Origin of the sequence: Thermococcus pacificus (assembly GCF_002214485.1) — an archaeon.
GTDB classification, from domain to species: domain Archaea; phylum Methanobacteriota_B; class Thermococci; order Thermococcales; family Thermococcaceae; genus Thermococcus; species Thermococcus pacificus.
In genome coordinates this window covers 1,177,191-1,201,138 of record NZ_CP015102.1, presented here as the reverse complement: position 1 = coordinate 1,201,138, position 23,948 = coordinate 1,177,191, and the positions used below count along the sequence as shown (strand labels likewise).

At 55.3% G+C, this 23,948-nt stretch carries 25 protein-coding genes and 1 pseudogene; 14 read left to right on the top strand and 12 right to left on the bottom strand.

Annotated elements, in window-relative coordinates; all coding sequences use genetic code 11:
- Window positions 1–5: 5 nt before the first annotated feature.
- The 5 genes from A3L08_RS06735 to A3L08_RS06720 are packed head-to-tail and all read right to left on the bottom strand — an operon-like array spanning window position 6 to window position 3,245.
- Window positions 6–593 carry a helix-turn-helix transcriptional regulator gene (locus tag A3L08_RS06735; RefSeq protein ID WP_335755201.1) on the bottom strand — a complete coding sequence of 196 codons (588 nt, stop codon included), beginning with the start codon at window positions 591–593 and terminating at the stop codon, window positions 6–8.
- 10 nt (window positions 594–603) lie between these two features.
- Window positions 604–876, bottom strand: coding sequence for a hypothetical protein (locus tag A3L08_RS10250; RefSeq protein ID WP_335755200.1), 273 nt, complete (start codon window positions 874–876; stop codon window positions 604–606).
- A gap of 29 nt (window positions 877–905) precedes the next feature.
- Window positions 906–2,123: a coiled-coil domain-containing protein gene (locus A3L08_RS06730; protein WP_088854287.1), complete on the bottom strand. Its 1,218-nt coding sequence runs from the start codon at window positions 2,121–2,123 to the stop codon at window positions 906–908.
- A gap of 60 nt (window positions 2,124–2,183) precedes the next feature.
- Window positions 2,184–2,465 (bottom strand): hypothetical protein, encoded by a 282-nt coding sequence (locus A3L08_RS06725; protein ID WP_088854286.1) that lies wholly within the window; start codon window positions 2,463–2,465, stop codon window positions 2,184–2,186.
- 45 nt (window positions 2,466–2,510) lie between these two features.
- Window positions 2,511–3,245, bottom strand: coding sequence for a sulfite exporter TauE/SafE family protein (locus A3L08_RS06720; protein ID WP_088854285.1), 735 nt, complete (start codon window positions 3,243–3,245; stop codon window positions 2,511–2,513).
- A gap of 70 nt (window positions 3,246–3,315) precedes the next feature.
- Between A3L08_RS06720 and A3L08_RS06715 the strand changes: the two genes are divergently transcribed.
- A complete protein-coding gene (locus A3L08_RS06715) occupies window positions 3,316–3,909 on the top strand; it encodes a hypothetical protein (protein WP_198362101.1) in 594 nt (197 codons plus the stop codon).
- On the opposite strand, the gene A3L08_RS06710 is transcribed toward A3L08_RS06715, so the two are convergent.
- The 3 genes from A3L08_RS06710 to A3L08_RS06700 all read right to left on the bottom strand — a co-directional run bounded on the left by A3L08_RS06710 (window position 3,826) and on the right by A3L08_RS06700 (window position 6,665).
- Window positions 3,826–4,590, bottom strand: coding sequence for a sulfite exporter TauE/SafE family protein (locus A3L08_RS06710; RefSeq protein ID WP_088854284.1), 765 nt, complete (start codon window positions 4,588–4,590; stop codon window positions 3,826–3,828). The genes A3L08_RS06715 and A3L08_RS06710 overlap by 84 nt on opposite strands.
- Before the next feature lie 67 nt (window positions 4,591–4,657).
- On the bottom strand, window positions 4,658–5,653 hold the full coding sequence (locus tag A3L08_RS06705) for a M42 family metallopeptidase (RefSeq protein ID WP_088854283.1): 996 nt from the start codon (window positions 5,651–5,653) through the stop codon (window positions 4,658–4,660).
- Between the two features lie 10 nt (window positions 5,654–5,663).
- A complete protein-coding gene (locus A3L08_RS06700) occupies window positions 5,664–6,665 on the bottom strand; it encodes a 2-hydroxyacid dehydrogenase (protein WP_088854282.1) in 1,002 nt (333 codons plus the stop codon).
- A gap of 125 nt (window positions 6,666–6,790) precedes the next feature.
- On the opposite strand from A3L08_RS06700, the gene proS reads away from it, so the two are divergent.
- The 3 genes from proS (at window position 6,791) to A3L08_RS06685 (ending at window position 11,213) form a co-directional block, all read left to right on the top strand.
- On the top strand, window positions 6,791–8,242 hold the full coding sequence (proS, locus tag A3L08_RS06695; RefSeq protein WP_088854281.1) for a proline--tRNA ligase: 1,452 nt from the start codon (window positions 6,791–6,793) through the stop codon (window positions 8,240–8,242).
- 75 nt (window positions 8,243–8,317) lie between these two features.
- Window positions 8,318–9,949 (top strand): carbamoyltransferase family protein, encoded by a 1,632-nt coding sequence (locus A3L08_RS06690; RefSeq protein WP_088854280.1) that lies wholly within the window; start codon window positions 8,318–8,320, stop codon window positions 9,947–9,949.
- Between the two features lie 94 nt (window positions 9,950–10,043).
- The gene (locus A3L08_RS06685; RefSeq protein WP_088854279.1) at window positions 10,044–11,213 is read left to right on the top strand and encodes a pyridoxal phosphate-dependent aminotransferase; all 1,170 of its coding nucleotides are present in this window, start codon (window positions 10,044–10,046) and stop codon (window positions 11,211–11,213) included.
- A 46-nt stretch (window positions 11,214–11,259) separates the two neighbouring features.
- Here the strand turns inward: A3L08_RS06685 and A3L08_RS06680 are convergent, their stop codons facing one another.
- Together A3L08_RS06680 and A3L08_RS10295 are read right to left on the bottom strand one after the other, a co-directional pair.
- Window positions 11,260–11,916 (bottom strand): metallophosphoesterase, encoded by a 657-nt coding sequence (locus tag A3L08_RS06680; RefSeq protein ID WP_088854278.1) that lies wholly within the window; start codon window positions 11,914–11,916, stop codon window positions 11,260–11,262.
- Between the two features lie 113 nt (window positions 11,917–12,029).
- Window positions 12,030–12,114: pseudogene (locus A3L08_RS10295) on the bottom strand (AAA family ATPase); the annotation flags it as partial.
- A gap of 126 nt (window positions 12,115–12,240) precedes the next feature.
- Between A3L08_RS10295 and A3L08_RS06670 the strand changes: the two are divergent.
- On the top strand, window positions 12,241–12,462 hold the full coding sequence (locus tag A3L08_RS06670; protein ID WP_198362100.1) for a hypothetical protein: 222 nt from the start codon (window positions 12,241–12,243) through the stop codon (window positions 12,460–12,462).
- Between the two features lie 55 nt (window positions 12,463–12,517).
- Here A3L08_RS06670 and A3L08_RS06665 read toward each other — a convergent pair whose 3' ends face one another.
- Complete coding sequence (locus A3L08_RS06665; RefSeq protein ID WP_088854276.1) at window positions 12,518–13,735, bottom strand: methionine adenosyltransferase; 1,218 nt, start codon at window positions 13,733–13,735, stop codon at window positions 12,518–12,520.
- A gap of 327 nt (window positions 13,736–14,062) precedes the next feature.
- On the opposite strand from A3L08_RS06665, the gene A3L08_RS06660 reads away from it, so the two are divergent.
- Genes A3L08_RS06660 through A3L08_RS06640 form a run of 5 tightly spaced genes read left to right on the top strand, consistent with a single transcriptional unit; the run spans window position 14,063 to window position 16,729 of the window.
- Window positions 14,063–14,701 carry a translin family protein gene (locus tag A3L08_RS06660; RefSeq protein ID WP_088854275.1) on the top strand — a complete coding sequence of 213 codons (639 nt, stop codon included), beginning with the start codon at window positions 14,063–14,065 and terminating at the stop codon, window positions 14,699–14,701.
- Between the two features lie 24 nt (window positions 14,702–14,725).
- A complete protein-coding gene (locus A3L08_RS06655; protein ID WP_232461691.1) occupies window positions 14,726–15,319 on the top strand; it encodes an endonuclease V in 594 nt (197 codons plus the stop codon).
- Entirely contained in the window at window positions 15,316–15,954 is a 639-nt protein-coding gene (locus A3L08_RS06650) for a DUF120 domain-containing protein (protein WP_088854274.1), read from the top strand. Before A3L08_RS06655 ends, A3L08_RS06650 begins: the two co-directional genes overlap by 4 nt.
- Complete coding sequence (locus A3L08_RS06645) at window positions 15,951–16,478, top strand: hypothetical protein (protein ID WP_088854273.1); 528 nt, start codon at window positions 15,951–15,953, stop codon at window positions 16,476–16,478. The genes A3L08_RS06650 and A3L08_RS06645 overlap by 4 nt, the downstream gene beginning before the upstream one ends.
- 41 nt (window positions 16,479–16,519) lie before the next feature.
- A complete protein-coding gene (locus A3L08_RS06640) occupies window positions 16,520–16,729 on the top strand; it encodes a PRC-barrel domain-containing protein (RefSeq protein WP_088854272.1) in 210 nt (69 codons plus the stop codon).
- Here the strand turns inward: A3L08_RS06640 and A3L08_RS06635 are convergent, their stop codons facing one another.
- Window positions 16,730–18,193 (bottom strand): DHH family phosphoesterase, encoded by a 1,464-nt coding sequence (locus tag A3L08_RS06635; RefSeq protein ID WP_088854271.1) that lies wholly within the window; start codon window positions 18,191–18,193, stop codon window positions 16,730–16,732.
- Window positions 18,194–18,304: 111 nt separating this feature from the next.
- Here A3L08_RS06635 and A3L08_RS06630 point away from each other — a divergent pair, with 111 nt between their 5' ends.
- The 4 genes from A3L08_RS06630 to A3L08_RS06615 all read left to right on the top strand — a co-directional run bounded on the left by A3L08_RS06630 (window position 18,305) and on the right by A3L08_RS06615 (window position 23,905).
- Entirely contained in the window at window positions 18,305–20,020 is a 1,716-nt protein-coding gene (locus tag A3L08_RS06630) for a hypothetical protein (protein ID WP_088854270.1), read from the top strand.
- A 198-nt stretch (window positions 20,021–20,218) separates the two neighbouring features.
- Window positions 20,219–21,088 carry a DMT family transporter gene (locus tag A3L08_RS06625; RefSeq protein ID WP_088854269.1) on the top strand — a complete coding sequence of 290 codons (870 nt, stop codon included), beginning with the start codon at window positions 20,219–20,221 and terminating at the stop codon, window positions 21,086–21,088.
- Window positions 21,089–21,353: 265 nt separating this feature from the next.
- Window positions 21,354–21,926 carry a CBS domain-containing protein gene (locus tag A3L08_RS06620; RefSeq protein ID WP_088854268.1) on the top strand — a complete coding sequence of 191 codons (573 nt, stop codon included), beginning with the start codon at window positions 21,354–21,356 and terminating at the stop codon, window positions 21,924–21,926.
- Between the two features lie 110 nt (window positions 21,927–22,036).
- Window positions 22,037–23,905: an ABC transporter substrate-binding protein gene (locus A3L08_RS06615; protein ID WP_088854267.1), complete on the top strand. Its 1,869-nt coding sequence runs from the start codon at window positions 22,037–22,039 to the stop codon at window positions 23,903–23,905.
- Window positions 23,906–23,948: the final 43 nt, after the last annotated feature.

The following is a 23,948-nucleotide window of genomic DNA, read 5'->3' as shown; positions in this document are numbered from 1 at the left end:
GGAGCTCAGAACCTGAGCTCCACCCAGTTCTCTTTCTTCCCCTTCAGTATCTTCACGAGGCCCTTTCTCTCGAGGCGCTTGAACATCCTCCAGGCGGTCGTCTTCGGCAGACCTATCGCTTCTCTGACCTCTGCCTGGCTCGCTTTTCCGCCCTTGTCAAACAGATACAGCAGGGCCCTCCTCTCTTCCTCTGTGAGGTCGAGGTTGGCCAGCTTTGCCTCAAATTCTTCCTTCGTCGGCATCTTGCCGCCGAAGCTTCCGGACTTCTTTTTCAGCCCGAAGTAAGCAGCCCCCACGGCGAGGGCGATAGCCACGATGACAAAGAGAACGGTAGCTGAGCCCCCGGTTGGCTCCCCTCCAGCTCCGCCGGTTCCGGACGTTGTCGTTCTCCCCTCTAAGGTATACGAAATGCTCTGGTTCCCTGGCGGCATGGTGATTGAGTTTCCGGCTATCTCAAGCGGGATGTCGCTCAGGTCAACGACTATCGCGCTCTCAGGGAGCACAACGGTGAAGGACTCGTTGGACGAAACGCTCAGCGTCCACACAATTCCCTCCTTGGAGGTCAGATCGGGGGTGTAGTAGGTGACGTTCACCAGCTCCGCGCTACCTGTTGTAGATGAGCAGCGTCCCGTTCTCAAGCCGGTAGTTCAGGGGCTCACCGTTCTCATCCTCCACGATAACGTTCTCATAGTAGGAGCCAAGCAGGGGGAGGACGATTTGAGATGAATAATCATCGGGGAGTATCTCATAGCTTACCTCAACGTAACCGTCCCCGTAAACGGTCAGAATGAGGGAAGAGACGGTATAAGCGCTAACCAGATGAGCAACTGGAATGAGCGCGAGCAGGAGGATAACAAACAATTTCAGCCCCTTCATTAACATCCCTCCGTAAAAAGAAGGAAAGGTCAGGAGTGGGCTAGTATGAACTCGTCGACGCGGCGGAGCATCTCCAGCACCACTGCAAAGTGCGCTCTAGCCCCTGCTGGCTTTTGAGCCTTGAGCAGCTCAACCCCTACCTTTAGCTCTTGGACAGCGACCTTAAGCTGAGCCTCTGCCCTGCGGGTATCAACACCCTGCCCCTTGAGCTCTCTGAGGGCCCTCGCGTCCTTCTGAATCCTCTCATTCATCTCCCTGAGGAACGCCCTCATGTCCGTAAGCTTCTCCTGGAGCTCCCTCTCGTGAACCTTCCTCATTATGAACTCTATCGCCTTGTGGAACTCCTCAATCGTCTCCCTGTTCTCCTGCATGACGCTCAGTGCCTCCTCCCACTGGCCCTCATCGGCCAGCTCCTTAACCTGGTTGTAGACGGCCGTGAAGGCGTTGAGCCTCTCCTGGAGTTCGGTGACGTTGTAGCCCTTCTCCTGACCGAGCTGAATGGCCTTCTCTGCCATCTCGATTCCTTTCTCTCCCTTCACGAGGAAGTCCTTGACAATCTTGTCGGCGTTCTTGTAGGCCAACTCCTCCCTTACCTTTCTTAGCTCCTCGTCGAGGAGGGCCTTCTTCTCCTGGGCCACCTCTAGGTCGGCCTTCGCCTTCTCGTAGTCCCCCGCATTCAGCTCTTCAAGGACCGTTCCGTAGGCTTCCTTTGTCTCGTTGTAGAGCCCGGTGAGGTTGCTAACGTCTATACCCCTGCTCTCTGCGATTCTGATGGTCTTCTCGACGAACCTGAAGTATTCCTGGAGCCTCTCCACTTCCATGCGGATGTGCTCCCTGATGTCCTGAGCCTTCTCCTTTCCTTCTTTGAGCCCCTCGAGTGCCAGCCGGTAGTAGTGCATTGCTGTGAGACTGTCGAGGATGGAGTTGTGGTAGTCGCCCGCGTTGTACTCCTCGATTGCCCTGTCCTTGAACTCCTCGGCGAGGCCGTAGTTCTTCAGTATGCTCGAGTTCTCGGGAAGTTTGTCCTTTATAGGTTCAATCTTATCTTCCGCTAACTTGCTGAGGTGCTGGAGCTTCTCAACGAGGTTGCCGGCTATAACCATCTCCCTGGTGCTGTTGTCAAGCATTCCAGTATAGGTCCCGGTGCTGTTGGAGGCGGTGCCGTTGCTCTTGGCCAGTCCGAGGGGCATCAAACTTCCAAGCAGCAACACTGCCAGGGCCAGTGCAAGGCCCTTCATCCCATTCATGGGCATCACCGATGTAGGGAGGCCCACATCTTATTTTAGGACTTCGGTGAAACGAACGTTTCAGAGCGTTCCATTCTTCTCAAGCTCCTTCACAAGGAGCGCTATGTTGCAAATGCCCTCCAGAACGCTTCCAAAGTTTGGATTCTCGCCGAACTGGGCGAATAAGGACCCGAAGGAGGGGTGCCATGCATCGACCTGCTCCCGTCCCTTGGCGGTGATGATGTAGACCACCCAGCCCTTCTCCTTGAGGGCCTCAACCAGCTTCCAGGCGTTAGTCATGTCGTTCTCATCGCGTATCTCAACGCCGTACTCTTCCTTCACCCTTTCGAATAGCTCGTTCATTCTCCCACCGGCTGAACTTGGACGTTGCCCTTTAAACACCTTCGCTCACAGGAGCATCTTAAGCGCTATTATCACGAGCAGAACCGCGAACAGGCGCCTTATTAGGGACGGTTCAACCCTGTGGACGGTTAGAGCACCGTAGTGCGCCCCCAGCATGAGGCCCGGGGCAAGGAGGAGGACCATATTGACGTCAACCTGTTCGAGGCGGTAGTGGGCAATGGTACCAGCTAAGGCAGTGAATAACAGAGAGAGGCTTGAGGTTCCGACGGAGTAGCGCATCGGAATACCAACGTAGGTGTGAAACAGCGGAACGTTCAGGATTCCTCCGCTTATGCCGAGCAGGCCGCTCGTCAAACCAGCGAGGATTCCAACGATCGGAACGCGGAGGTAGTTCACCTCCCCAGCGGACTCCTGGAGGGATTTCCCCCCGCTTCGCAGGAGGGTGTACGTCAGGTAAAGTAGAAGACCTGCAAAGATAAGCCGAAGCGCCCGCTCGGGCGTTACCGCGGAAAGGTAGGCCCCGATTATAGCGAAAGGTACTGAGAAGGCCTCTTTTATGAGGACGACCTTGAAGAGAACCGCCCCCCTGCGGAGATGCGTGTAAGCTGATGCAAGGGCGCTTATCGTTATGCAGGCCAAGCTCGTGCCTATCGCCAGGTGTATCGGCTCCCCAAGGAGAACTAAGGTCGGCACTATGAGGAAGCCGCCACCGACGCCGAGTAAACCTGCAATGAAGCCAATGCCAAGGCCGAGGATAAAATCGATGAAATAGGAGATCATAGGGGTGGATTAGGTAGGACTCTTAAAAAATTGACGAAAGTCTTTTGTGGATTGAATGATAACCTTGATTATGGAACACAGAGTTGTTCTCTACTGGCTCCTCGTCAGTCTGGCGTTTACCCTCACCCAGCCAGGGGCAATAACCTTCGCCAACTGGGACGCTCCCTACGGTTTTTACAAAGACCTCTCCACGTGGCTGAGTTGTGCCGGAGCCTTTCTCATCCTCATAACTGCCTACGGTATAATTGAGTGGAGAAGGGAGAGACTGAGGCCCATCCATCCCCTCGGTGCCGGAATTCTGAGCACGTTCACGATTCTCCTCGACTACTGGGCAGAGGGATTTATCAGGGGTGAGATGGGCTACGGGAGTTCAAACATTCTTGTTTTCATTATCGGAGGCTTTATCGGGCTTTTGCTGGCCCTGATGTTGCTCTTTCCAATGATAATCTATATCTTTGTAGAAGGACTGGACGGGTTTTACTACTCCTACGACATGCCCCTTATCGTTGCGTGGCTCGTCTCCCTGGCGGTTTCAGCAACGCTCCTGGTGATTTACGTAAAAATCAGAAGGGGAAGGAACTCACGGAACCGCGAAGCCAAGCCCCTTGAGCACCATCCTGATGGCCAGAAAGGCCAGAACAACGGCGAAAGCCTTGCCGAGTGAGGAAGCTTTGGTTCTCTTCGCTATCCTCGCACCGAGCTGGGCTCCGATTATGAGGCCCGGCACGAGGAGGAGAAGCCACTCCACCTCAACGTTGCCCATCATGTAGTGCTTCAAAGCCCCGCTCGTTGCCGTGAAGACTATTGCAAAGCTTGAAGTCGCCACCGCGTAGTGGATTGGCAGTCCCATCGCCGTCAGAAACGGCACGTTTATCGCTCCTCCCCCTATGCCTAAAAGCCCGCTGGCTATTCCCGCTATGAAGCCGCCAACCGGGATAAGCCTGTAGTCGAGCTCTACGTCCTCAAGCCTGACCTCGTGCGGCTCGGCGCTCTTCTTCCTGTAAATCCTTATCGCAACGAGGAAGAGGACTATACCGAAGATCACCTTGAGCTGGGAGGCGCTTATGTAGCTCGTCGCCCACGCGCCTATGTAGGCGCCGACCACGGCGGTTGAAGCGAGCAGGAGACCGGCTTTATAGTGGATTCTGCGCTGCCTGTGGTAGGCTATGGCCGAGCTGAGCGATGTGAAGACAACCGCCGCGCTCGAAGTTCCAACGGCGTGGTGTATCTCGACGCCGAGGAAGTTGAGGGTAGGCACTACCAGGAATCCCCCGCCGAGGCCGAACATCGCCGCAAGGATTCCGATGAAGATTCCAACGCCAAAGTAGCCCAGGTATTTAAGCAAACGACCACCTCCACTGTTCTCGTTGTTTCATCTCCATCCAAGCATGGAATTGAAAGGGGTTAAAAGACTAAAGCTCAAACGCTATTGCCTCGATGAGCTTTATCAGTGCCTCAAGGTCAGCCAAATGGAGCGTCTCGACCTCGCTGTGGAGGTACTTGATGGGCACGCTCAAAGCCAAGACTTCACTCTTGTGCTGGAAGACTGACGCGTCTGTCCCACCGCCGGTAACGCCGACCTGGAGAGGAATCTCGTTCCTGCGGGCGATTTCAGCGACCTTTCTTGCAAGGGCTCTGGTGTATATGGCCGAGTTGTCTACAGCCCTTATCACAGCGCCCCCGCCGAGCCTGACGTCGCCGGTTAAGTCACCACAGCAGGCGAAAGAATCCACTGCAAAGGCGTACTTGGGCGAGTACTTCTCCGCCAGAAAGCGCGCGCCCTTGAGGCCTATCTCCTCCTGGACGGTGAAGGCGAAGATGTAGCGCCCATCGAGGTCGTGGTCAACGAGGTCTTTGATTGCCTCAACGAGCGCCACAACGCCGAAGCGATCATCCAGCGAGCGGGTCGAGACGTAGCGGTCGTTCAGAACCGCGAAGTGCTTCTTGAAGACCGCGTAGTCGAGAACCTTAACGCCGAGCTTTTCAGCTTCTTCCCTGCTCTCCGCACCTATGTCTATGACGAGCTTGCTCCACGGAACCGTGTCGAACTTCCGCTCAAGGTTGAGGTGCACCGGAAGTGCCCCGATAACGCCGTCGAGCTTCCCGTTTTCAGTGATGACGTCCAAATGCCTTCCGTACAGAAGGCGGTCGTCTATTCCCCCGATTTTTCTAAAGGTCAGCTTCCCATCGGGCCTTATTCCCGTGATGAGCAGACCTATCTCGTCCATGTGGGCCATGAAGATGGCCTTAAGCTCGCCCTCGCCGAGCTCGACGACGAGGTTCCCGATGGTGTCAACGGTGTAGTCCGCGTAGGGCTCTATCCACTCGATGAGCTTTTCCCTGACCTTCTCCTCATAGCCGGAAATACCCGGAATCCGTGTAATCTCCCTAAGCTCCTCAACTAGCATCTCAACCGCCTCAGAGCATCTTGACTTCTTCGGGCGGGCGGATTTTAAGAACCTCACGGTTCACGAGGTCTTTCGGAACTTCGCCACGCAGAACCGCGAGGAGGTTCTTTACCGCCTGGAATCCCATGTCCTCCATCGCCTCCTTTGAGAGGCCAGCGTGGTGGGGCGTTAAGACGGTCTCCCATTCGTACTTGAAGAGTTCGTGCTCCTGGATGGGTTCCTTCTCGAAGACATCGGTGGCGTAGCCCTTGAGTTTGCCCTCCTCGATGGCCTTAACTACAGCTTTCTCGTCCACGAGGGTCCCTCTTCCAATGTTCACCAGATACTTGCCCTCGAGGAGCTTTATCCTCTCCTCGTTGATAATGTGGTAGGTCTCGGGCGTTGCGGGAAGCGCTAAGATCACTATGTCGCTCTCCCTCAGGACGTCCTCCAGCGGTTTGTAAACTGCACCAACATCCTTCTCGACATCCTCCTTCCTCGAGCGCGACCAGTAGAGGATTTCCGTTCCCATCGCCTTCATTCTCCTCGCTATCGCCTTCCCTATGGCGCCCATGCCGAGGATTCCCACCTTTTTGCCGTAAACCGTTTCTACGTCCTTGAAAGAGCTCCATATAATCGCCTGGTTCTCCCACTTGCCGGAACGGATGAGCTTGTCGGTGTATGCGATCTTCCTGAGGAGAGCAATGGTCAAGCCGACGGCGAATTCAGCAACTGCCTCGCTCAGAACTCCCGAAACTTTGGTAACGTAAATCCCGCGCTCTGTTGCCGCTTTCACGTCAACGTGGTCGTAGCCAGCTGAATGACAGCTTATGACCTTCAGCCTCCCTGCCCTCTCGATGACCTCACGGGGAAGCTTATTGAGGGGCGAGATTATTACGCCGTCGAACTCTCCTATGCGTTCTTTGAGCTCTTCAACAGTCGGATAGAGGATGAACTCGACGTCCGCGTACTTCTTTAGCTCCTCGGTCGGTTTGCTCTTCATCTTAAAAAGAACCGCTACCTTTGGCCTCATGTTATCACCTTAAGACGCTTATCGAAACGACCCTAATAAGGTTTTCCTTTACGGTTTGTCAAAAAGCCGGGCCACCTCCGGGAAAACTTAAAAACTTTTCCGGTTTCTCCCTTTAGGTGGTGCAGATGGGGGGTAAAGTTAAGAGGGAAAAGTGGAGCGAGAATTTCAGCGAGTGGTACAACGAGCTTATCGAGACCGCTGGAATCCAGGACAAGCGCTATCCGGTCAAGGGGATGAACATCTGGCTCCCCTACGGCCTCAAAATCATGCGCAACATCGAGCGCTTTATACACTCCGAGATGGAGAGAACCGGCCATGACGAGGTTCTCTTCCCCGCGCTCATCCCCGAAACTGAGTTCCAGAAGGAGGCGGAGCACATAAAGGGCTTCGAGGGCGAGGTTTACTGGGTCACACATGCCGGTTTAGATCCGCTCGACGTCAGGCTCATCCTCAGGCCCACGAGCGAGACGGCAATGTATTCGATGTTCTCGCTCTGGATTCGCTCCCACGCGGACCTTCCGTTCAAGGTCTATCAGATAGTCAACACCTACCGCTACGAGACCAAGCATACGAGGCCGCTCATCCGCGTGAGGGAGATAAGCCGGTTCTTTGAGGCCCACACAGCCCACGACAGCTATGAGGATGCCGAGAGGCAGATAAGGGAGGACCTTGAGATATTCGACAGGCTCGCGAAGTTCCTCGCGATTCCGTACATAGTCTCCAAGCGCCCGGACTGGGACAAGTTCCCCGGGGCCTACTACTCCCTCGGCGCGGAGGTCATGATGCCCGACGGCAGGACGCTCCAGATAGGTACGATGCACAACTACAGGCAGAACTTCGCTAAGGCATATAACATCCAGTACGAGACCGAGGAGGGCGAGCATGAGTACGTCCACCAGACGACCTTCGGAATGAGCGAGCGCCTTTTGGCTGCCGTCATGGCCATCCACGGCGACGACAACGGCCTCGTCCTGCCCCCGACGATAGCGCCGATTCAGGTGGTTATAGTCCCGATTCCGAAGAAGGATGCAGAGGTGGACGTCTTCGCCTACGCGAGGGAGATAGCGGAGGAGCTGAGGGACGCCGGAATCCGCGTCCACGTCGATGAGCGCGATATAAGGCCGGGCAGGAAGTACTACGACTGGGAGCTGAAGGGCGTTCCGGTGAGGATAGAGGTCGGCCCGAAGGACGTTGAGGGCGGAAAAGCCGTCATAGCTAGGCGCGACACCCTCACGAAGGAGGTCGTTGAGAGGGCTGAGATCGTTGAAGCCGTCAGGAGAACCTTCGACGAGATAATGGAGAACCTCTACAACCGCGCCAGGGAGTTCCTCGAGAGCCACATCAAGCGCGTTGACACGATTGAGGAGGCAAAAGGAGTCTTTGAGAACAGGCGCGGAATCGTGGAGATTCCCTGGTGTGGCGAGGAGGAGTGCGGCCTCAAGATGGAGGAAGAACTGGACGCCAAGATGCTGGGCATCCCCTACCCGGAGGAGACAGCTAAGGCACCAGAAGGGAAGAAGTGCCCGGTCTGCGGCAGGGAGGCAAAGTTCATCGCGCGCTTCGCGAGGACTTATTGATTTCTCTTTCCCTTTTGGGTAATTTACTCCTGAGTAAATTACTTACGGGTAAACTACAACCCGGGAGGCGCTCCCATGATACTCGGGATACACGACGGCCACGACGCAGGGGCGGTGCTGATAGACGGAGATAGGCTCTTCGCCGTGAACGAGGAGCGCCTGAACAGGGTCAAGAAATACCGCGGTTTTCCAGAGCTTAGCCTAAGAAAGGTTCTTGAAATGGCGAACGCCTCTCCGGAGGACGTTGAAATAATAGCTGTTGCCGGAGTTTTCAGAAAGCTTGCCCGCCTTAAGGAGCTTGAAACCAACCTCCGGGCCGTTTTTGGGCCGGACTTCAAGAGGAAGGTCCTCTTCGTCGAACACCACTTAGCTCACTCCGCTTCGGCTTACTACACCTCCGGCTGGCGGGATGCCTTAGCGGTGAGCATTGATGCCGCCGGCGACGGGCTGAGCTCGTCGGTCTACGTCGCGAGAGGGGGCGAGATGATAAGGATAGCCCAGAGCACCTACGTTGACTCCCTCGGCGACTTCTATGCTTCGGTTACCGAGCTGTTGGGTTTTAAGCCCATGCGCCACGAGGGCAAAGTGATGAGCTTAGCCGCCTACGGGAGGCCAAAGTACGATTTGAGCGCGATAATCGAGCTTAACGGTTTAACTTTTGAGAACCACCTCGGCGTCATCGGCGTCGAAGCCACGAGAAAGCTGGCGGAACTCTTTGACTACCCGCTGAGGCACGCAAAGGAGATAGCGAACCAGATGAAGCGCGGAAAGCTCGACGGAGTGCTGCAGAAGAAGGCCATCGAGATAGCGGCCAGCGCCCAGGCCCACCTTGAAAAGCTGATTGAAGAGCTGGGCCTCAGGCTGAAAAACCGTGCCCTTCCCGTGGCTTACGCTGGTGGAGTTGCCCAGAACGTCAAGGCAAACGCCGTTCTGAGGCACGTTCTCGGCGATGATAACCTGTGGGTCTTCCCAGCTATGGACGACGGCGGCCTTGCCTTCGGGGCGGCGGTTTTCGTCAAGGCCCAGATGGAGAGGCTGGACGGAAAGTGGAAGCCCTTCAGGCTCGAGCACGTCTACCTCGGACCAGGATACGGGCCGGATTACGTTGAGGACTTCCTGAGAAGCGAAGGGGTCGAGTACGAGGAGGTCGATGTTCCATCCTTCGTTGCAGACGCCTTGGAAGAAGGAAAGCTTGTCGGCCTCTTCCAGGGAAGAATGGAGTTCGGGCCGAGAGCCCTGGGCAACCGCTCTATCCTGGCCGACCCGCGCGACGATAGCGTGAAGGAGAGGCTCAACGTCGCGCTGAGGAGGGACGTCTTCCAGCCCTTCGCGCCGTCGATGCTCTGGGAAAGGGCCGAAGAATACTTAGAAGACCTTGGAGGAAGGCCCAACGAGTTCATGACGATGAGCTACACCGCGAGCGAAGAGTTTAGAAAGCTCGCTCCAGCGGTTGTGCACGTTGATGGGACGACGAGGCCCCAGGCTGTAAGGGAGGAAATTAACCCCACGTACTATCGCATAATTAAGGAATTCGACAAGAAAACTGGCATCGGCGCGGTGCTGAACACGAGCTTCAACATGCACGGCGAGCCGATAGTTTGCTCTCCAGCGGACGCTCTGAAGACCTTCAGGAACGCGAAGCTGGACGTTCTTGTTGTGGGGGGCTTCGCGGTTTTCGCGAGGGGACTGCCGGGCCAGCTCAGCTGAGCCGTGCTTTAATGTATTTTTCTGCGTTTTAATGTACATCTATTCGTTGAGGTAAGGTTATAAACATCGACACGAAGACCCTTCGGTGATGTTCATGGCGCTGAGCGACAGACTTGAGCTTGTCAACCCTTCTGAGATTAGAAAGCTCTTCGATTTGGCTGCCGGAATGGAAGATGTAATCTCGCTCGGAATCGGCGAACCGGACTTCGACACTCCTGAGCATATAAAAGAGTATGCCAAGGAGGCCCTCGATAAGGGCTACACCCACTACGGCCCCAACGCCGGCCTGCCAATGCTCCGCGAGGCTGTTGCCAGAAAGCTCAAAAAGCAGAACGGCATCGAGGCGGATCCAAAAACCGAGGTAATGATACTCACTGGTGCAAATCAGGCCTTCATAATGGGCTTCGCAACGTTCCTGAAGGACGGCGAAGAAGTTCTGATACCCTCTCCGATGTTCGTGAGCTACGCTCCAGCCGTTGTCCTCGCCGGCGGAAAGCCCGTTGAGGTTCCGACCTACGAGGAGAACGAGTTCCGCCTTTCCGTTGACGACCTTGAGAAGCACGTCACCGAAAAAACGAGGGCACTCATCATAAACACCCCCAACAATCCCACGGGTTCCGTTCTAACGAAGAAAGACATCGAGGAGATTGCCGACTTCGCGGTGGAGCACGACCTCATGGTCATAAGCGATGAAGTTTACGAGCACTTCGTCTACGACGGCGTTAAGAACTACAGCATCGCTTCCCTTGACGGCATGTTCGAGAGAACGATAACCGTCAACGGCTTCTCCAAGACCTTTGCCATGACCGGCTGGCGCCTCGGCTTCGTCGCCGCCCCTGACTGGATTATCGAGAAGATGACCCGCTTCCAGATGTACAACTCCACCTGTCCAGTAACGTTCGTCCAGTACGCCGCTGCGAAGGCCCTCGATGACCCGAGGAGCTGGGAGGCCGTCGAGGAGATGAGGAAGGAGTACGACAGGAGGAGGAACCTCGTCTGGAAGCGCTTGAACGAGATGGGCCTGCCGACGGTTAAACCAAAGGGCGCCTTCTACATCTTCCCGCGCATCAAAGATACCGGCCTCACCGACAAGGAGTTCAGCGAGCTGATGCTGAAGGAGGCTAAGGTTGCCGTCGTCCCCGGAAGTGCCTTCGGAAAGGCCGGCGAGGGTTACATAAGGATAAGCTACGCCACAGCCTACGAGAAGCTTGAGGAAGCGATGGACAGGATGGAAAAAGTCCTGAAGGAGAAGAAGCTGGTCTGACTGACCTCCTCCCGCCCTAAAGGGCGAGGCTTTCAGAAGAAAAAGGTCAAAGCTTTCTCAGCTCCACGTTTTTCACCCTTTTCTCCCCTTCATCGAACTCTATCACCGCGTAGTATCCCTTGAAGAGTGGGCCCGGATTAACGATGAAGGTTTCTCCAATCCTGTCAACGCTCCTGGCCTCGTGGATGTGGCCACAGATGACGAGGGGCGGCTGGTTTTTCTCTATGAACTCCCTGAGCGCAGTGCTCCCAACGTGAAGCCCCGAGTGAACCTTGTCGGCTTTTGTGTCCTTAGGTGGGACGTGGGAGAGGATTACGTCCCCTACCCGGTAGTTCCGCTCGAGGATTTCTTTTATCTCGTCCTCACTTAGCTCCCAAATGGTGTTGAACGGTGTTAGGTTCGAACCGCCGATTCCGACTATTCCTAACCCGTTTATCTCGACGCGCCGGCCGTGGGCACCTATTCCGAGCTCCCCAAGCAGTTCTGGAACGTCCCTGCCGTCGCAGTTGCCGTGGACCGCCACCACCGGTATGTCGAGGGCGAGGAGCGGCTTGAGAACCTTCCTGGCGGTGTTGGCGCTGCTAAAGTTCGTTATATCGCCGGCCACGAGCACAAGCTCCGGCTCAAGTCCCCCAAGGGCCGCGGTCAGCGTTTCTACCTTCTCCAGCCTTCCGTGAATGTCCGTGATGGCGAGGATGCGCATTCAATCACCCCCAAGCATCGAATAGGGCAGCACCTCGTCGTACGCGTCGCTCCAGTCAACGATTCCAGCACGCTTTTTAACGCCCCTCTCGATGGCAGATTCCTTTATGCCCGCATACCTGCAGCCGAGCCTCTCCGCGAGGAGTTTTGAGATCGTGGTCTTGCCCACGCCGGGAGTTCCGGTTACCACGATTATCATCCCCCACCGGAGTCTCTGAGCCACGCTGGTTTATAGGTATGTTCCTCGTCGATTGCCGAATGTATATGTAGCATTCAGCGAAAAACTTATAAGGTTTAGAGTCGCCTAAATAAAGCAGGTGATACTATGGAAAGGCTGAAATCCACCCTCCTCGAGAAGAGGCTTGAGGTTGTTAAGAAGAGGAAGGAACTCCTTGCCCTTGAAGAGGCCAGACTCGTGAGGCTTGCCCGCCAGAAGAAGGCCGCCGCTGCACAGCTCACTAAAGTCAAAAAGGAGAAGTTTGCCGTTATGATGGAAGAGGCCAAGCTTCTCAGGGCCCTGAAGCAGAACACCTACCCTGCACTCTGACCTGTTTTCAAAACTTTTAGAAGCGAACTGATTGCCAGAATTAAAAGGAAAAGGCTCAGAAGACGTTGAGCTTGTCCTCGAGGATCATCTTCTGAATCTTGTTTATGTCAGCTAGCCATGCATCCGCTATCTCATAGGCCGGCCTCTCGATGACGTCGAGTGAGTAGCCCTTCTTCGGTATTATCTGGACGCTTGCAACGAGCGGCTCGTCGATCGGCTTGCCTATCTGGCTCAGGATTCTGACGTAGACCTCCTCGACGCCCTCGACCTGCTCTGCTATGTCGTTTGCTATGAGCATCGAGAGGAGGTTGTATATCTTTCCAACGTGGCTGACCGGGTTCTTGCCGGCAGCTGCTTCCATGCTCATGTGCCTGTTCGGAGTGATGAGTCCGTTAACGCGGTTGCCCCTTCCAACGGAACCGTCGTCTCCGGCCTCTGCGCTCGTTCCGGTGACGGTGATGTAGTAGATGTCCTTCTTCGGGTCGTCGGCGGTGTTGACGTGTATGTTAACCTTCCTCTGGGTGTGGGACTCAACAACTTCCTTGGCAGCTTCGTAGATGGCCTCCTTGACAGCCATGTAGTCGTCCGGGTTGTCCACTTCACTGTCCACTATGGCGGCTGCTATTGTCAGGTCTATCTCGTCACCCTTCCTGAGGCCCATGACCTTGATGTCCTCGCCAACTGCCGGCCACTTCTTCTTGAACTCGTCGCTGTTGAGGAGCTTTTCGGTCTCATAAACGATCCTCTCGGTCTCGCTGAGCGGGGCGTAGCCGACTCCAAAGGAGGTGTCGTTGGCGAGCGGAATCGGGTTCTCCTTGGCCTTGTTGAAGACACCAACGAGATCAACGCTTCCCTGGCCGATGCGGGAGTCTATGATGACGTGGTGCTCCAGATCAAGGTGCCTGACGGCCTTCTTGAGGTACTCGCGGGCGGCTTTTATGGCTATCTCGTGAACCGGGAAGAACTCGCGGTCGACCATCTCTACGGCCCTTCCGGAGAGGAGGATGTAGATCGGCTTGATGACCTCACCACCGCCGAAGCGCGGGTAGGCCCTTCCGCCAACCACTTCGACCTGGTCGGTGTTGTGGTGGAGGATTATGCCGTATCTCTTGATGTACTCCCTGCTGAGAGCCCTGCTGACGGCCTCGGCTATGCCGTCGGCAATGCTGTCCGGGTGGCCTATACCTTTCCTCTCGACGAGCTCGACCTTCTGCATCTCGACCGGAGTCCTTACCATTTCCTCAACAACTATGTTCCTAACCTTCTCAGCCATGATCGCCACCTCTCGAAGTGTGTATGAGCGGGTCTGTTCATCGCTTTATATACTTTTCGGCATGAATCCGAAAGTTGAATATTCCTGCCGGTTATTGGTCTCGAAACCCTTAAAATTTCATTCGAAAATCCCCCGTATGCATCCGACGACGCCCGGTGGCCCGGGCCCGGGAGGGGGCTGAGCCGTCGATGATCGGGTGCGACGATGCCGGGCGGACAGGGCCCGCCCTCCGGACTGCCTGAGTGAGCCGTCGGGCGGTCGATGAGGGTGGGGGATCGGTCGGGCCCACATTTTTAAGGTTCTTTCATAACTCTCTTTGGTGAGAGTATGGAGCTAAAGGAAATAATAGCCGAGATAAGGAAAGTCCTCGACGAGAAGGACTCACTCCGGGAGGAGGCGCTCAGACTGACGCGCGAGATCGTGAGGCTCAGCGGGGATACGATAAAAGCCCTCCATCGCGGGGAGACCGAAAAGGCCCGCGAGAGACTGAAGGTAGCGCGCGAAAAGGTGGAGAAGCTGAAGGAAAAGCTAAGGGAACATCCCGACCTTTACTACACCGGCTACGTCCAGAGCGCCCACCAAGAGTTCGTGGAGGCGAGCCTGTTCTTCGCGTACATGACAGGGAGCGAATTCCCTTCACCTGCCGAGCTCGGCGTCCCTCACGCGGACTACGCCCTCGGAGTCGGCGACCTCATAGGGGAACTGAGGAGGCACTTCCTTCTCCTTCTGCTCGATGGAAAACTGGATGAGGCAGAGAAAACTTACCGCTTCATGGAGAGCGTTTACGAGGAGCTAATGACGCTGGAGTACCCGAAGGGCCTCGTCAACGTGAGGGGGAAGCAGGATCAGGCGAGGGGAATACTAGAGAGAACTCTGGAGGACCTAACGAGGGCGAAGCTCAACGCCAGGCTCGAGTCCCGGCTTAGGAATGCGGTTGAAGCTCTAGAGAATAGGGAAAACCAGTAGTTAACCACATAATTCGGTGATTACGTGATTAATGAATCAAAGAATTGCATAATTACCGAGAGAAAGCTCGAACTCATAGCCACCCTCCAGAGAAAGCTGGCGGGGCAGATAGTGGAGAGACCCCTCGACGTTTCCAATGTGAAAACAGTTGCCGCCGTGGACGTCTCCTACCGGGGAGATCTCGCTAGGGCGGCTTTCGTCCTCTGTTCCTTCCCCGAGTGTGAGCTTCTGAGGGCAAATGTCGTGGAGATCGAAGTGAGCGTCCCCTACATCCCCACCTACTTCTTCCTGCGCGAGACGAGGCCGGTTCTTCTGGCACTCCGCGGGGAGGATTTTGACGTTCTGCTTGTTGAAGGGCACGGGAGGGCACATCCGAGGGGATACGGTCTCGCGTCACACATAGGCCTTCTCACAGGGAGGCCGACGGTTGGGGTTGCTAAAAGGCCACTGAGGGGAGTTCCTGAGGAACTCTTCCGGAGGACGGGAAAAGCTTATGTAAGCGTCGGCAATCTAATCGACTTGGGATCTGCAGTGGGAATCGTCGAGCCTCTGCTCGAGGGAGGCTATCCAAAACCGCTTAAACTGGCTGACAGGCTGTCAAAGAGGGGTGAACAATGAAAAGGGTAAAGATGCTCATCCTGCTCGCCAGGAGGGATGCCATTGGTGAAAGGGTCAAGATAACGATGAGAGAGCTCGCCGACGAGCTGGGAATTTCCCCCCAGTCGGTTCTCAGGCTCCTCGATGAGATGGAAGGTGATGGACTCATCGAGAGGTTCGTTGAGGGCAAAAAGACCTACGTGGAGATAACCCCTAAGGGGCTGGCTTTTCTGGAGGATCTCTGTGATGCAATATCAGAGGTTCTCTACAACGGGGTCATAATCGGGGAAGTCATCTCGGGCATCGGGGAGGGTGCCTATTACGTGAGGCAGTATTCCCACCTCATCAAGGAGTACCTCGGCTTTGAGCCCTATCCAGGAACCCTGAACGTTAAGGTCATCTTTCCGAAAACAGTGTTTGATGCCCTCTGCAACGTCAGGCCCGTAATCCTGCCGGGCTTCGTAAGGGAGGGAAGGACCTTCGGCGACGTCAAAGCCTACCGCGTTAGAATCGGGAACGTCGAAGGGGCGATAGTGATACCCTCAAGGACCGTCCACCCGCCCAAGATAGCGGAGATAGTCGCCCCGGTGTACCTCAGGAAGGAGCTTGGCCTGAGGGACGGATCCAAAATAACCATAAGGGTCGTGAAAGAATGATGGTGAACTGGAAGTCTCTGCTGACCTGGGCAGGCGTTGGCTCTTTCGTCGGCTTCGCCATCGCCGTCTCGCTATACTCATCCAGCGGGGAGAACGAAAAAGCCGTGTACCTGATATATGCAGGACTTGTCGCGGGAATCCTGCTGAGCCTGAAGTACCGGCTCGAGCTGAGGGCCTCTGCCTCAGCTTTTCCCCTCGGCTTCCTCGCGACGTCGCTTCTGGCGGCCCTCTGGATGGTGACTAACGTTGACCCGGCCCGTATCTACGCCTTCATAGCCGTTGTGATGGCAGTTCTGATGACCATAGGACCTGAGAACTATCTGGACATGTTCCTCGCACCCCTGAGCTACTTTGGCGGCTTTGCAGTGGCGATGCTAACATTCAAAGGATACGAGCCCCTGCAGGGCACAGAGGGAGCCGTGATGAGCCTTTTCGTGGTCGGGGTAATGGGCGCGATACTGGTCTTCTTCGCGCTCTTCGCAAGGTGGGCCTTTGAGATGGCGAGGAACATCTCAAGGAGGTAACGTTTAAATACGTTCGCGGACAACTAAATCCGGTGATTAAAATGGTGATGCGCCTCTCAAAGCTCTACGGGAAGCAGATTTACAACACCAGGGGCTACTACGTCGGCTATGTCGACGAGATACTGATTGAAATCGACAGGGGCAGGGGAAAGGTACTCGCCCTTGGACTGCCCGGGGAGAAGGTCGGCGTGCCCTATGAGAGGGTTACAGCGATAGGGGATATAATACTGGTAAAAGCAAAGGAGGAGTAATCAGCCCTCTTTAACTTTTAACGCCTCGAGGAACTTTTCTGTTATTGCCTCTTCAACCAGTCTCAGGAGCGAATTCTTGTCCTTGGCGAGCTTGAAGATTCCGAGTGGAACCCTCGCACCACCGGACTGGGAATGACCTCCACCGCTGCCTATGTCGCCAAAGGCCTCCCGCAGAACAGCGCCAATGTTGACCCTAACATCGCGCGTTCTCGCGGACATCTCTATCCTGTCGTCCACGATACCGAAAACGAGGACGGTGGTTATGCCCTCGAGCCTCAGCAGGAAATCCGCCGATTCAGCTATTGCGTCGCGGTTCGTTATGAAGCCAACGTTGCTTATGACGACGTTCTTGTAGATGCGCCTGTTGAGGATGGCCCTCGCGAGTATCTCCGCGGTCTCGGTGCTGATGTCCGGGTGTTCTATCTTGTCGAGCAGCTCGTAGTCCACCTTACCTGCAAGGAACTCGATGGCCTTCAGGTCAACGTGACTGAGCTTGGAGAACTTCTTGGTGTCGATGTAGATGCCGTAGAACAGGGCCGTGGCGAGGAGGGGCGAGAGTGAGATGTTCAGCATTCTGAGGTACTCGGCGAGTATGGAGGATGAAGAGTGGACTTCCGGCCTTATGTCCAGGAAAGCGTCCTCCGGAATGAGCTCCTGGAGGTGCTGGAGTATCTGGTGATGGTCGATTATAACCTTTATCTTCTCGTAGTCCTCCTGTTCGAGCGTGGTGAGGTTGCCGTTGGGCTGGCAGTCGACGAGGGCGATGAACGGATAGCGCTTCAGCTCGTAGGAACCCCGGGAGACCTTTCTAAGCTCGACCCCAAGGAGGTTAACGAAGGCTCTGTTCTCGTGATGGGCTATTTCGCCTCCGTAAGCGACCTGGGTCTTGAAGCCGAGGGTCTGGGCTATGACGCTGAGTGCCGCGGCACTGGCTATCGCGTCCGGGTCGGGGTTGTCGTGCATCAGTATGAGGAGGGAATCATCCTGGGCCTTGAGCTCCTTGAGCTTCCTGACGAGGAGGTTTGCGCTCTTTTTCTCTCCCGTAATCTCAACGGTCTTGACTATCGCATCCCTGAGAGCACTCCTCGGGGAGATCGTGTAGTCGATCTTAACTTCCGCCTCGTACTCCTCGTTTATCTGGGAAACCAGATCCTCAAGGTTTACGTCATCCGGAAGAACCGTGAGTATTGGGACTTCCCGGTTGTTGGTTCTGATGACGTAAACCGTCTTCCTTATCGTGTCCAGGTCCATTGTCGTGATAATAACCAGTTCGGCCCGGTCGATGCCGGCCTTCAGGAGCGTCGCGGTGTAGGAAAAGTCTCCTTTGATGACCGTAAAGCCACTCTCCTCAAGGGCCTGGGCCCTTATCTCGTCCTTCTCGATTATCGTTACGTCGAATTCTCCCTTTAGCGACTCGGCCACCGAACGGCCGAGGGCACCTCCTCCCAACACCAGCACCCGCATAATTCCCACCTGCACAATAATGTTTAAATACAAGCGTCAGTATACTAAGACGATGAAACTCCTCTCGGGATTTCTTTGGTTGAGGGATATATATAGCTAATGGTGATGGGAATGCAACTGCCTGACAAGAGCCCGCTCCTGGAAAACATGGTGGTGACCTCTGCAGAGGAGCTTGCAGGACTCATTCAGAGGGCGTTATCCCAGGGGAATGGGGCATTTCTGAAGATATTCACCAAAGATGCAAAAGGGAAATACTACGTAACCGTCCTCCTCGACAGGTCCAAGGTGCTCGCGGCGGAGTGCCTCGTTCTTGACACCAAACAGAACCTCTCGGGGGAGGAAGCAATCAGAATGCTAAAGTCATTCATTGGCAAACCAATGGTCGTTGACGTTTACCCTCTCGATGAGCTTGAGCTCAAACTATCAGTGGCAGATAACGTTGATGTGTACGCTCAGACCCCCAAGACGCCCCTGGAAGAACTCCTTAAGGCTCACGAAGGAGGGCCTCCCTCAGGGGAAAAGAAGCCCGTGGAAGAGAAGGAGCCCGAACTGCCGAAAAAAGAGCCCCCCTCAGCGACGAGCACCAGTACCACCCCGACTCCCCGGCCACCAGCGGTGGTGGAAACTCCAGCGGAAAAGCCGAAGCCCGCCCCCTTCGGAAAGCCAGAGGTAATCATAAAGATGAGCGGGGGAAAGATGCCCGAGAAGGCGTTCCACGTGTACGCGGAAGACCTCCTCAAGGAGGCCAAGAGGATAAGGGGCCTGACAATAAACAGGATAGAGTTCGACGCAAACGTGGGTGATGGGGTAGTCTACCTTAACGTCCACATCTACGGAAATTCCACGGGTGGATCGAGGGACATCGAGATAGCGGAGAAGAGGATGCTCCACGCCGTCAGCAAGTACGCTCCTGTCCTCCTCAGGGAGGCCGAGATAAAGCCGATAATCAGGGACGTAAGCGTCATCATCGACGGTCAGGAGGTAAGGCCACAGGAGATAGTGGACAAGGACAAGAAGAAGACCGCCAACGTCACCAAGGACGGGAAGATAGTCCTCTCGGTCCTCGAGGACGTTTGGCCCTACTTCAGTGCATTCGCCAGAACCGTCGTGGCCGAAATAGAGAGCGCGGGCATAAAGGTCGACAAGGCCCACTTCGACATTAAAGGACGGAGGGAGTTCGAGATCAACCTCTCCATGGTGGCCGAGGCCAAGATGGCAGAGGACGAAGTCCAGAGAGTCGTTAGAGATGTTGTCGGCAGGCACGCCCGGGAGCTCGGGAGAACTCTCAACCGCTACATAACCGTCCACAACGTTGAGGTAAAAACAATAACCAAGACCGCACCCTCGACCACCACAAGGATTTCAGATGGCGTTGAGGCAAGCAGCAAGGCCGCGGAAATCCTTGCCAAGAAAGAACTCCTGGAGAAGGAGGTTGAACAGCTCCTCAAACAGGCTGGGATAGACGAACTCTCAACCCTCACCGAGGAGAAGAAGAAGGAGAGCGAGGAGACTGTGCTCAAGAGCCGCATAGAGCCCGCCATAGAGACCCTCAAGAACAGGGTGCACGCTGAGCTGAAGCTCGTGCCGAGGGTGACCTTCAAGTGGCTCAAGCTCAACCACGAGGTCAAAGGCTCAACGGTCTATGTTGACATTGAGGCCAGCTTCCTTAGAGAAAATGTCGGAGGCCTTTTCGGCTCGTTCTCCGGAATCTCCGACGAGAAGATAAAGAGAGACATAACTTCGACGATCCAGAGGGTCATCAAGGACGTGTCTAGGGAGTACGGCGTCAATATGAACCTCAAGAGGCTGAGCGTTATCCTTCGCTGATCACCGCCAAGCCCTCCTCTTTTCTACATCTTCCCATCATGACGTTCTAATCAGCACTCAAGATCGTCATCATCCTTGCGTCAGCTCTGCCGAGGTCATCATCGCCCCAAAGTTTGCAAGAGGATTAATAACTTTGGTGGCATTTCGTCAGGCATCTAAACGCTAAGTTTTTAAATTAAACATTCCCTTTCATCTCTCATGAGCACGCTCATCCTCGGAATTTTGGCGGCACTTATCTCGGCACTCTCGTGGGCAAGCTCAACGATCCTCCTAAAGGTGGGCATGAGGGACAGAACCCCGGTAGCGGTCAACATAATCCGCCTTTACATAGTTGCTGTGGCGTTTGCGGTGATATTCCTTGTGAACGGCACTTTCTCGCAGGTCCTAGCACTCTCTCCGGAACTGCTCGCCATAGCCTTCATCTCATCAATGTTCGGCTTTGTCATCGGGGACTACTTCTACCTCCACGCCCTCAACATGATGGGCGTCTCCAGGACGGTTCCTATAACATCTACCTATCCGCTCTGGGTGATACTGTGGGCCTTCCTCTTCCTCGGAAGGGAGATAAGCCCCCAGATACTCCTCGGAGCGGGGCTGGTTGTTTCCGCGATAATCCTGGTCCGCAGGGCAGAAGAAGAGGAGCGGGCCGATCCAAAGGGCTTCATCTTCGCAGTGCTTGCGCCAATCTCATGGAGTCTCGCTATATTCACAATGGACTGGCTGACCGGATACATAGACGTGCTGGCGCTCGCCGGGCTGAGGATGATGTCCGCGGCAATAGGGGTTTCGATTTTCCTCCCGAAGTACCTTCCGGAGCTCAGAAGGGTTACCCTGCGGGAGCTGGCGATCCTCGCCGGTGCCGCTCTCAGCGGCCTGCTAGTAGGCCAGTACTTCTTTGTGTACTCCGTGAGCAGCGTCGGTTCTCAGATAGCCGCACCAGTGTCGGCGATAAATCCCATCATAGCCTCTGCCCTCGCGATACTCCTCCTGAAGGAGCCCCCTAACAGGAAAATACTCGAGGGACTCCTTCTGGCGGTTGTGGGCGTCATCCTGATCTCGACCGCATGAAGGGGCAGGTTTTTAAATTTCACCACCAATTCTTAATCGCCGACAGTGAGGGGACAATAAGTCTCCTCGCACGGGCTCGGTTAACCCGCCTCCGCGAGGTATCGGGTTCCGTGAGCGGAGCGTGCTCACGCCGAGCCCACAGGGCCGGGAGCATCCACCCGCGCGAGCGATGACCGCGGGCCTCTGTGCCCGGCCCACATTTCGACGTGTTTCTACGGAAAGCTTATATCCCCCCAATACTGGAGTCAATAACCGGTGGTTATGTATGGTAGCAATACCCCGGCCGATAGACCCCAGAGAGATACGCCGAATTCGAAAGGAGCTGGGGATAACCCAAGAGGAGCTCGCGGAGAGGGCGGGGGTAACGCAGGCGTATATAGCCAAGCTTGAGACGGGTAAAGTCGACCCAAGGCTCTCCACGTTCAACCGAATTCTTCAGGCCCTTCTGGAATGCAAAAAGACCCAGCTCACGGCAAGAGACGTCATGTCATCTCCTGTTCTGTCAGTTAAACCATACGAGACCATTGAAAACGTTATTAAGCTCATGAACAAACACAACATCTCCCAGATCCCCGTGATAGCGGGCAACAAGGTTGTCGGCTCAGTCACCGAGAAGACCCTTGTAAGGCAGAGCCTCGAGTACGAGGACATCTACGATCACAAGGTCATGGAAGTCATGGAGGAGCCGTTCCCAATAGTCAGTGAGGACGAGGACCTTGAGGTAGTCAAGTACCTGCTAGAGGAACACCCGGCAGTTCTTGTCCAGGATCGGGAAGGGAGGATAGTGGGAATCATAACCCGCGTGGATATATTCAGGATTGGAAGGGGCAGGGACTGAAATCCCGGCATTCAACCTTTTCTCTCATTATGCCTCTATGGCCAAAATATCCAACAAGCTTATATACCCCCACCCCAATCACTAGTGGACAAATAATCCAGGTGGTTGAAATGAAAAGGACCGCACTCTTGCTCATTGTACTGTTTCTCGGGGCCGTCGTGGCCAGCGGCTGCATAAGCGGCGAAACCACTACTAAGACCCCATCACCGACTACATCCGTCCCGGAGACGACTTCCAGCTTTACACCAACTGAGACCACAACTACAAGCAGCCCCACGGCAACGGAGACTGAGAAGCCATACTATCCCCTGACTATCACTGACTTTTCCAACAGAACCGTTACGATAGAGAAAGAGCCCCGCAGGGTTGTCACGCTGGCCCCCAGCATAACGGAAGACCTCTATTATCTGGGGCTCTTCGACAGGGTCGTCGGTGTCACGCAGTTCGACGACTTCCCGCCTGAGGTCAGCAACGTCACCCGTGTCGGCGGCTACGGCAAGTACGCCAACCTCGAGATCATAGCCTCACTCAACCCGGACATAATACTCGTGGACAGCTATTCAATGGCTATTCTCGACGAGCTGGAGAAGATAGCGCCGGTTGTCGTCGTTGATCCTCACAGCATGGACGACATACCTCTGGCTCTCGAGCTTCTCGGCAAGGTGTTCAACGCGGAGAACAACGCCAGAAAAGTTATCAGTGAGTTTAAATCCAACATTGAAGCGATAAACTCCACCGTTAAGGGCTATCCAAAACTCAGCGTCTTCTACGTTGTCTGGAACAATCCGCTCATGACCGCCGGTGGGGGTACTTTCATAAGCGACGTCATCGAGCTCGCCGGCGGAAGGAACGTATTCAACGACACAACCGGGTGGCCCACAGTAAGCCAGGAGCAGGTGATTGAAAGGAACCCGGAGGTCATAATCCTCACCCCCCACTGCGGTATGACCGTCCAGGACGTTTACAACGGCCCGCTGGCGAACACCAAGGCCGCCAGAGATGGGAAGGTCTACGTCATCGAAAATGAGAACGACCTGATACACCCAAGCCCGAGGGTTTTAGAGGGGCTCAAGACCATCGCCGGACTCCTCCACCCCGAGGCGTTCAAAGTAAGCTACCCGCTGACGGTTACAGATTTCGAGGGCAGGACTGTAACCATAGACAAGGAGCCCCAGCGTATAGTCAGCCTCGCGCCGAGCATAACCGAAACCCTGTTCTACATAGGCGCCGGTGGCAAGGTTGTTGGCGTCACCGACTACGACGACTTCCCACCTGCGGTGAAGAACATCACCCGCGTCGGTGGATACGGCAAGTATGCCAACCTCGAGATCATAGCATCCCTCAACCCGGACCTCATCGTGGCGGACGACTTCTCGATGGGCATACTGGACAGCCTTGAGAAGATAGCACCGGTTATCATACTGAGTCCCAAGAGCATCGACGACGTCTACAGGAAAGTGGAGCTCCTTGGGAAGGTCACCAACCGCGAGGAGGGAGCCAGGGCAGTCGTTGCCGACATGAAGGCAAGGGTGAGCTACGTAACCTCCATGGTCGCTGGAAAGCAGAAGGTGAGGACCTTCTTCCTTCTGAGCTATTACAACGGCTACTGGACCGCAGGAAACGGCACGTTCATCAACGACCTCATAAGCCTAGCCGGCGGTGAGAACATCTTCGCTGACATCTCGGGATGGGGGGCCGCGAATGCAGAACAGATAATCAAGAGGAACCCTGAGGTCATAATAATCTCACCAAACGCAGGCATCAAGCCTGAAGACCTGTGCTCCGGACCTCTCTCAAACGTCGATGCAGTGAAGAACGGCAGGGTTTACATCATCAGCGATGAGAACCTCGTTGTAAGACCCGGACCGAGGATAGTGCACGGCCTCGAGGAGATAGCTGAATACCTGCTGCACCCGGAGGCCTTTAACTACCAGCCTCAGCCGCTGGTCTGCAACGCGACTTCATCAGCCTCCGGCTGATTTCCTATTTCCGGGCAACCGTTAAAAAGCCCCTTTCCAATTT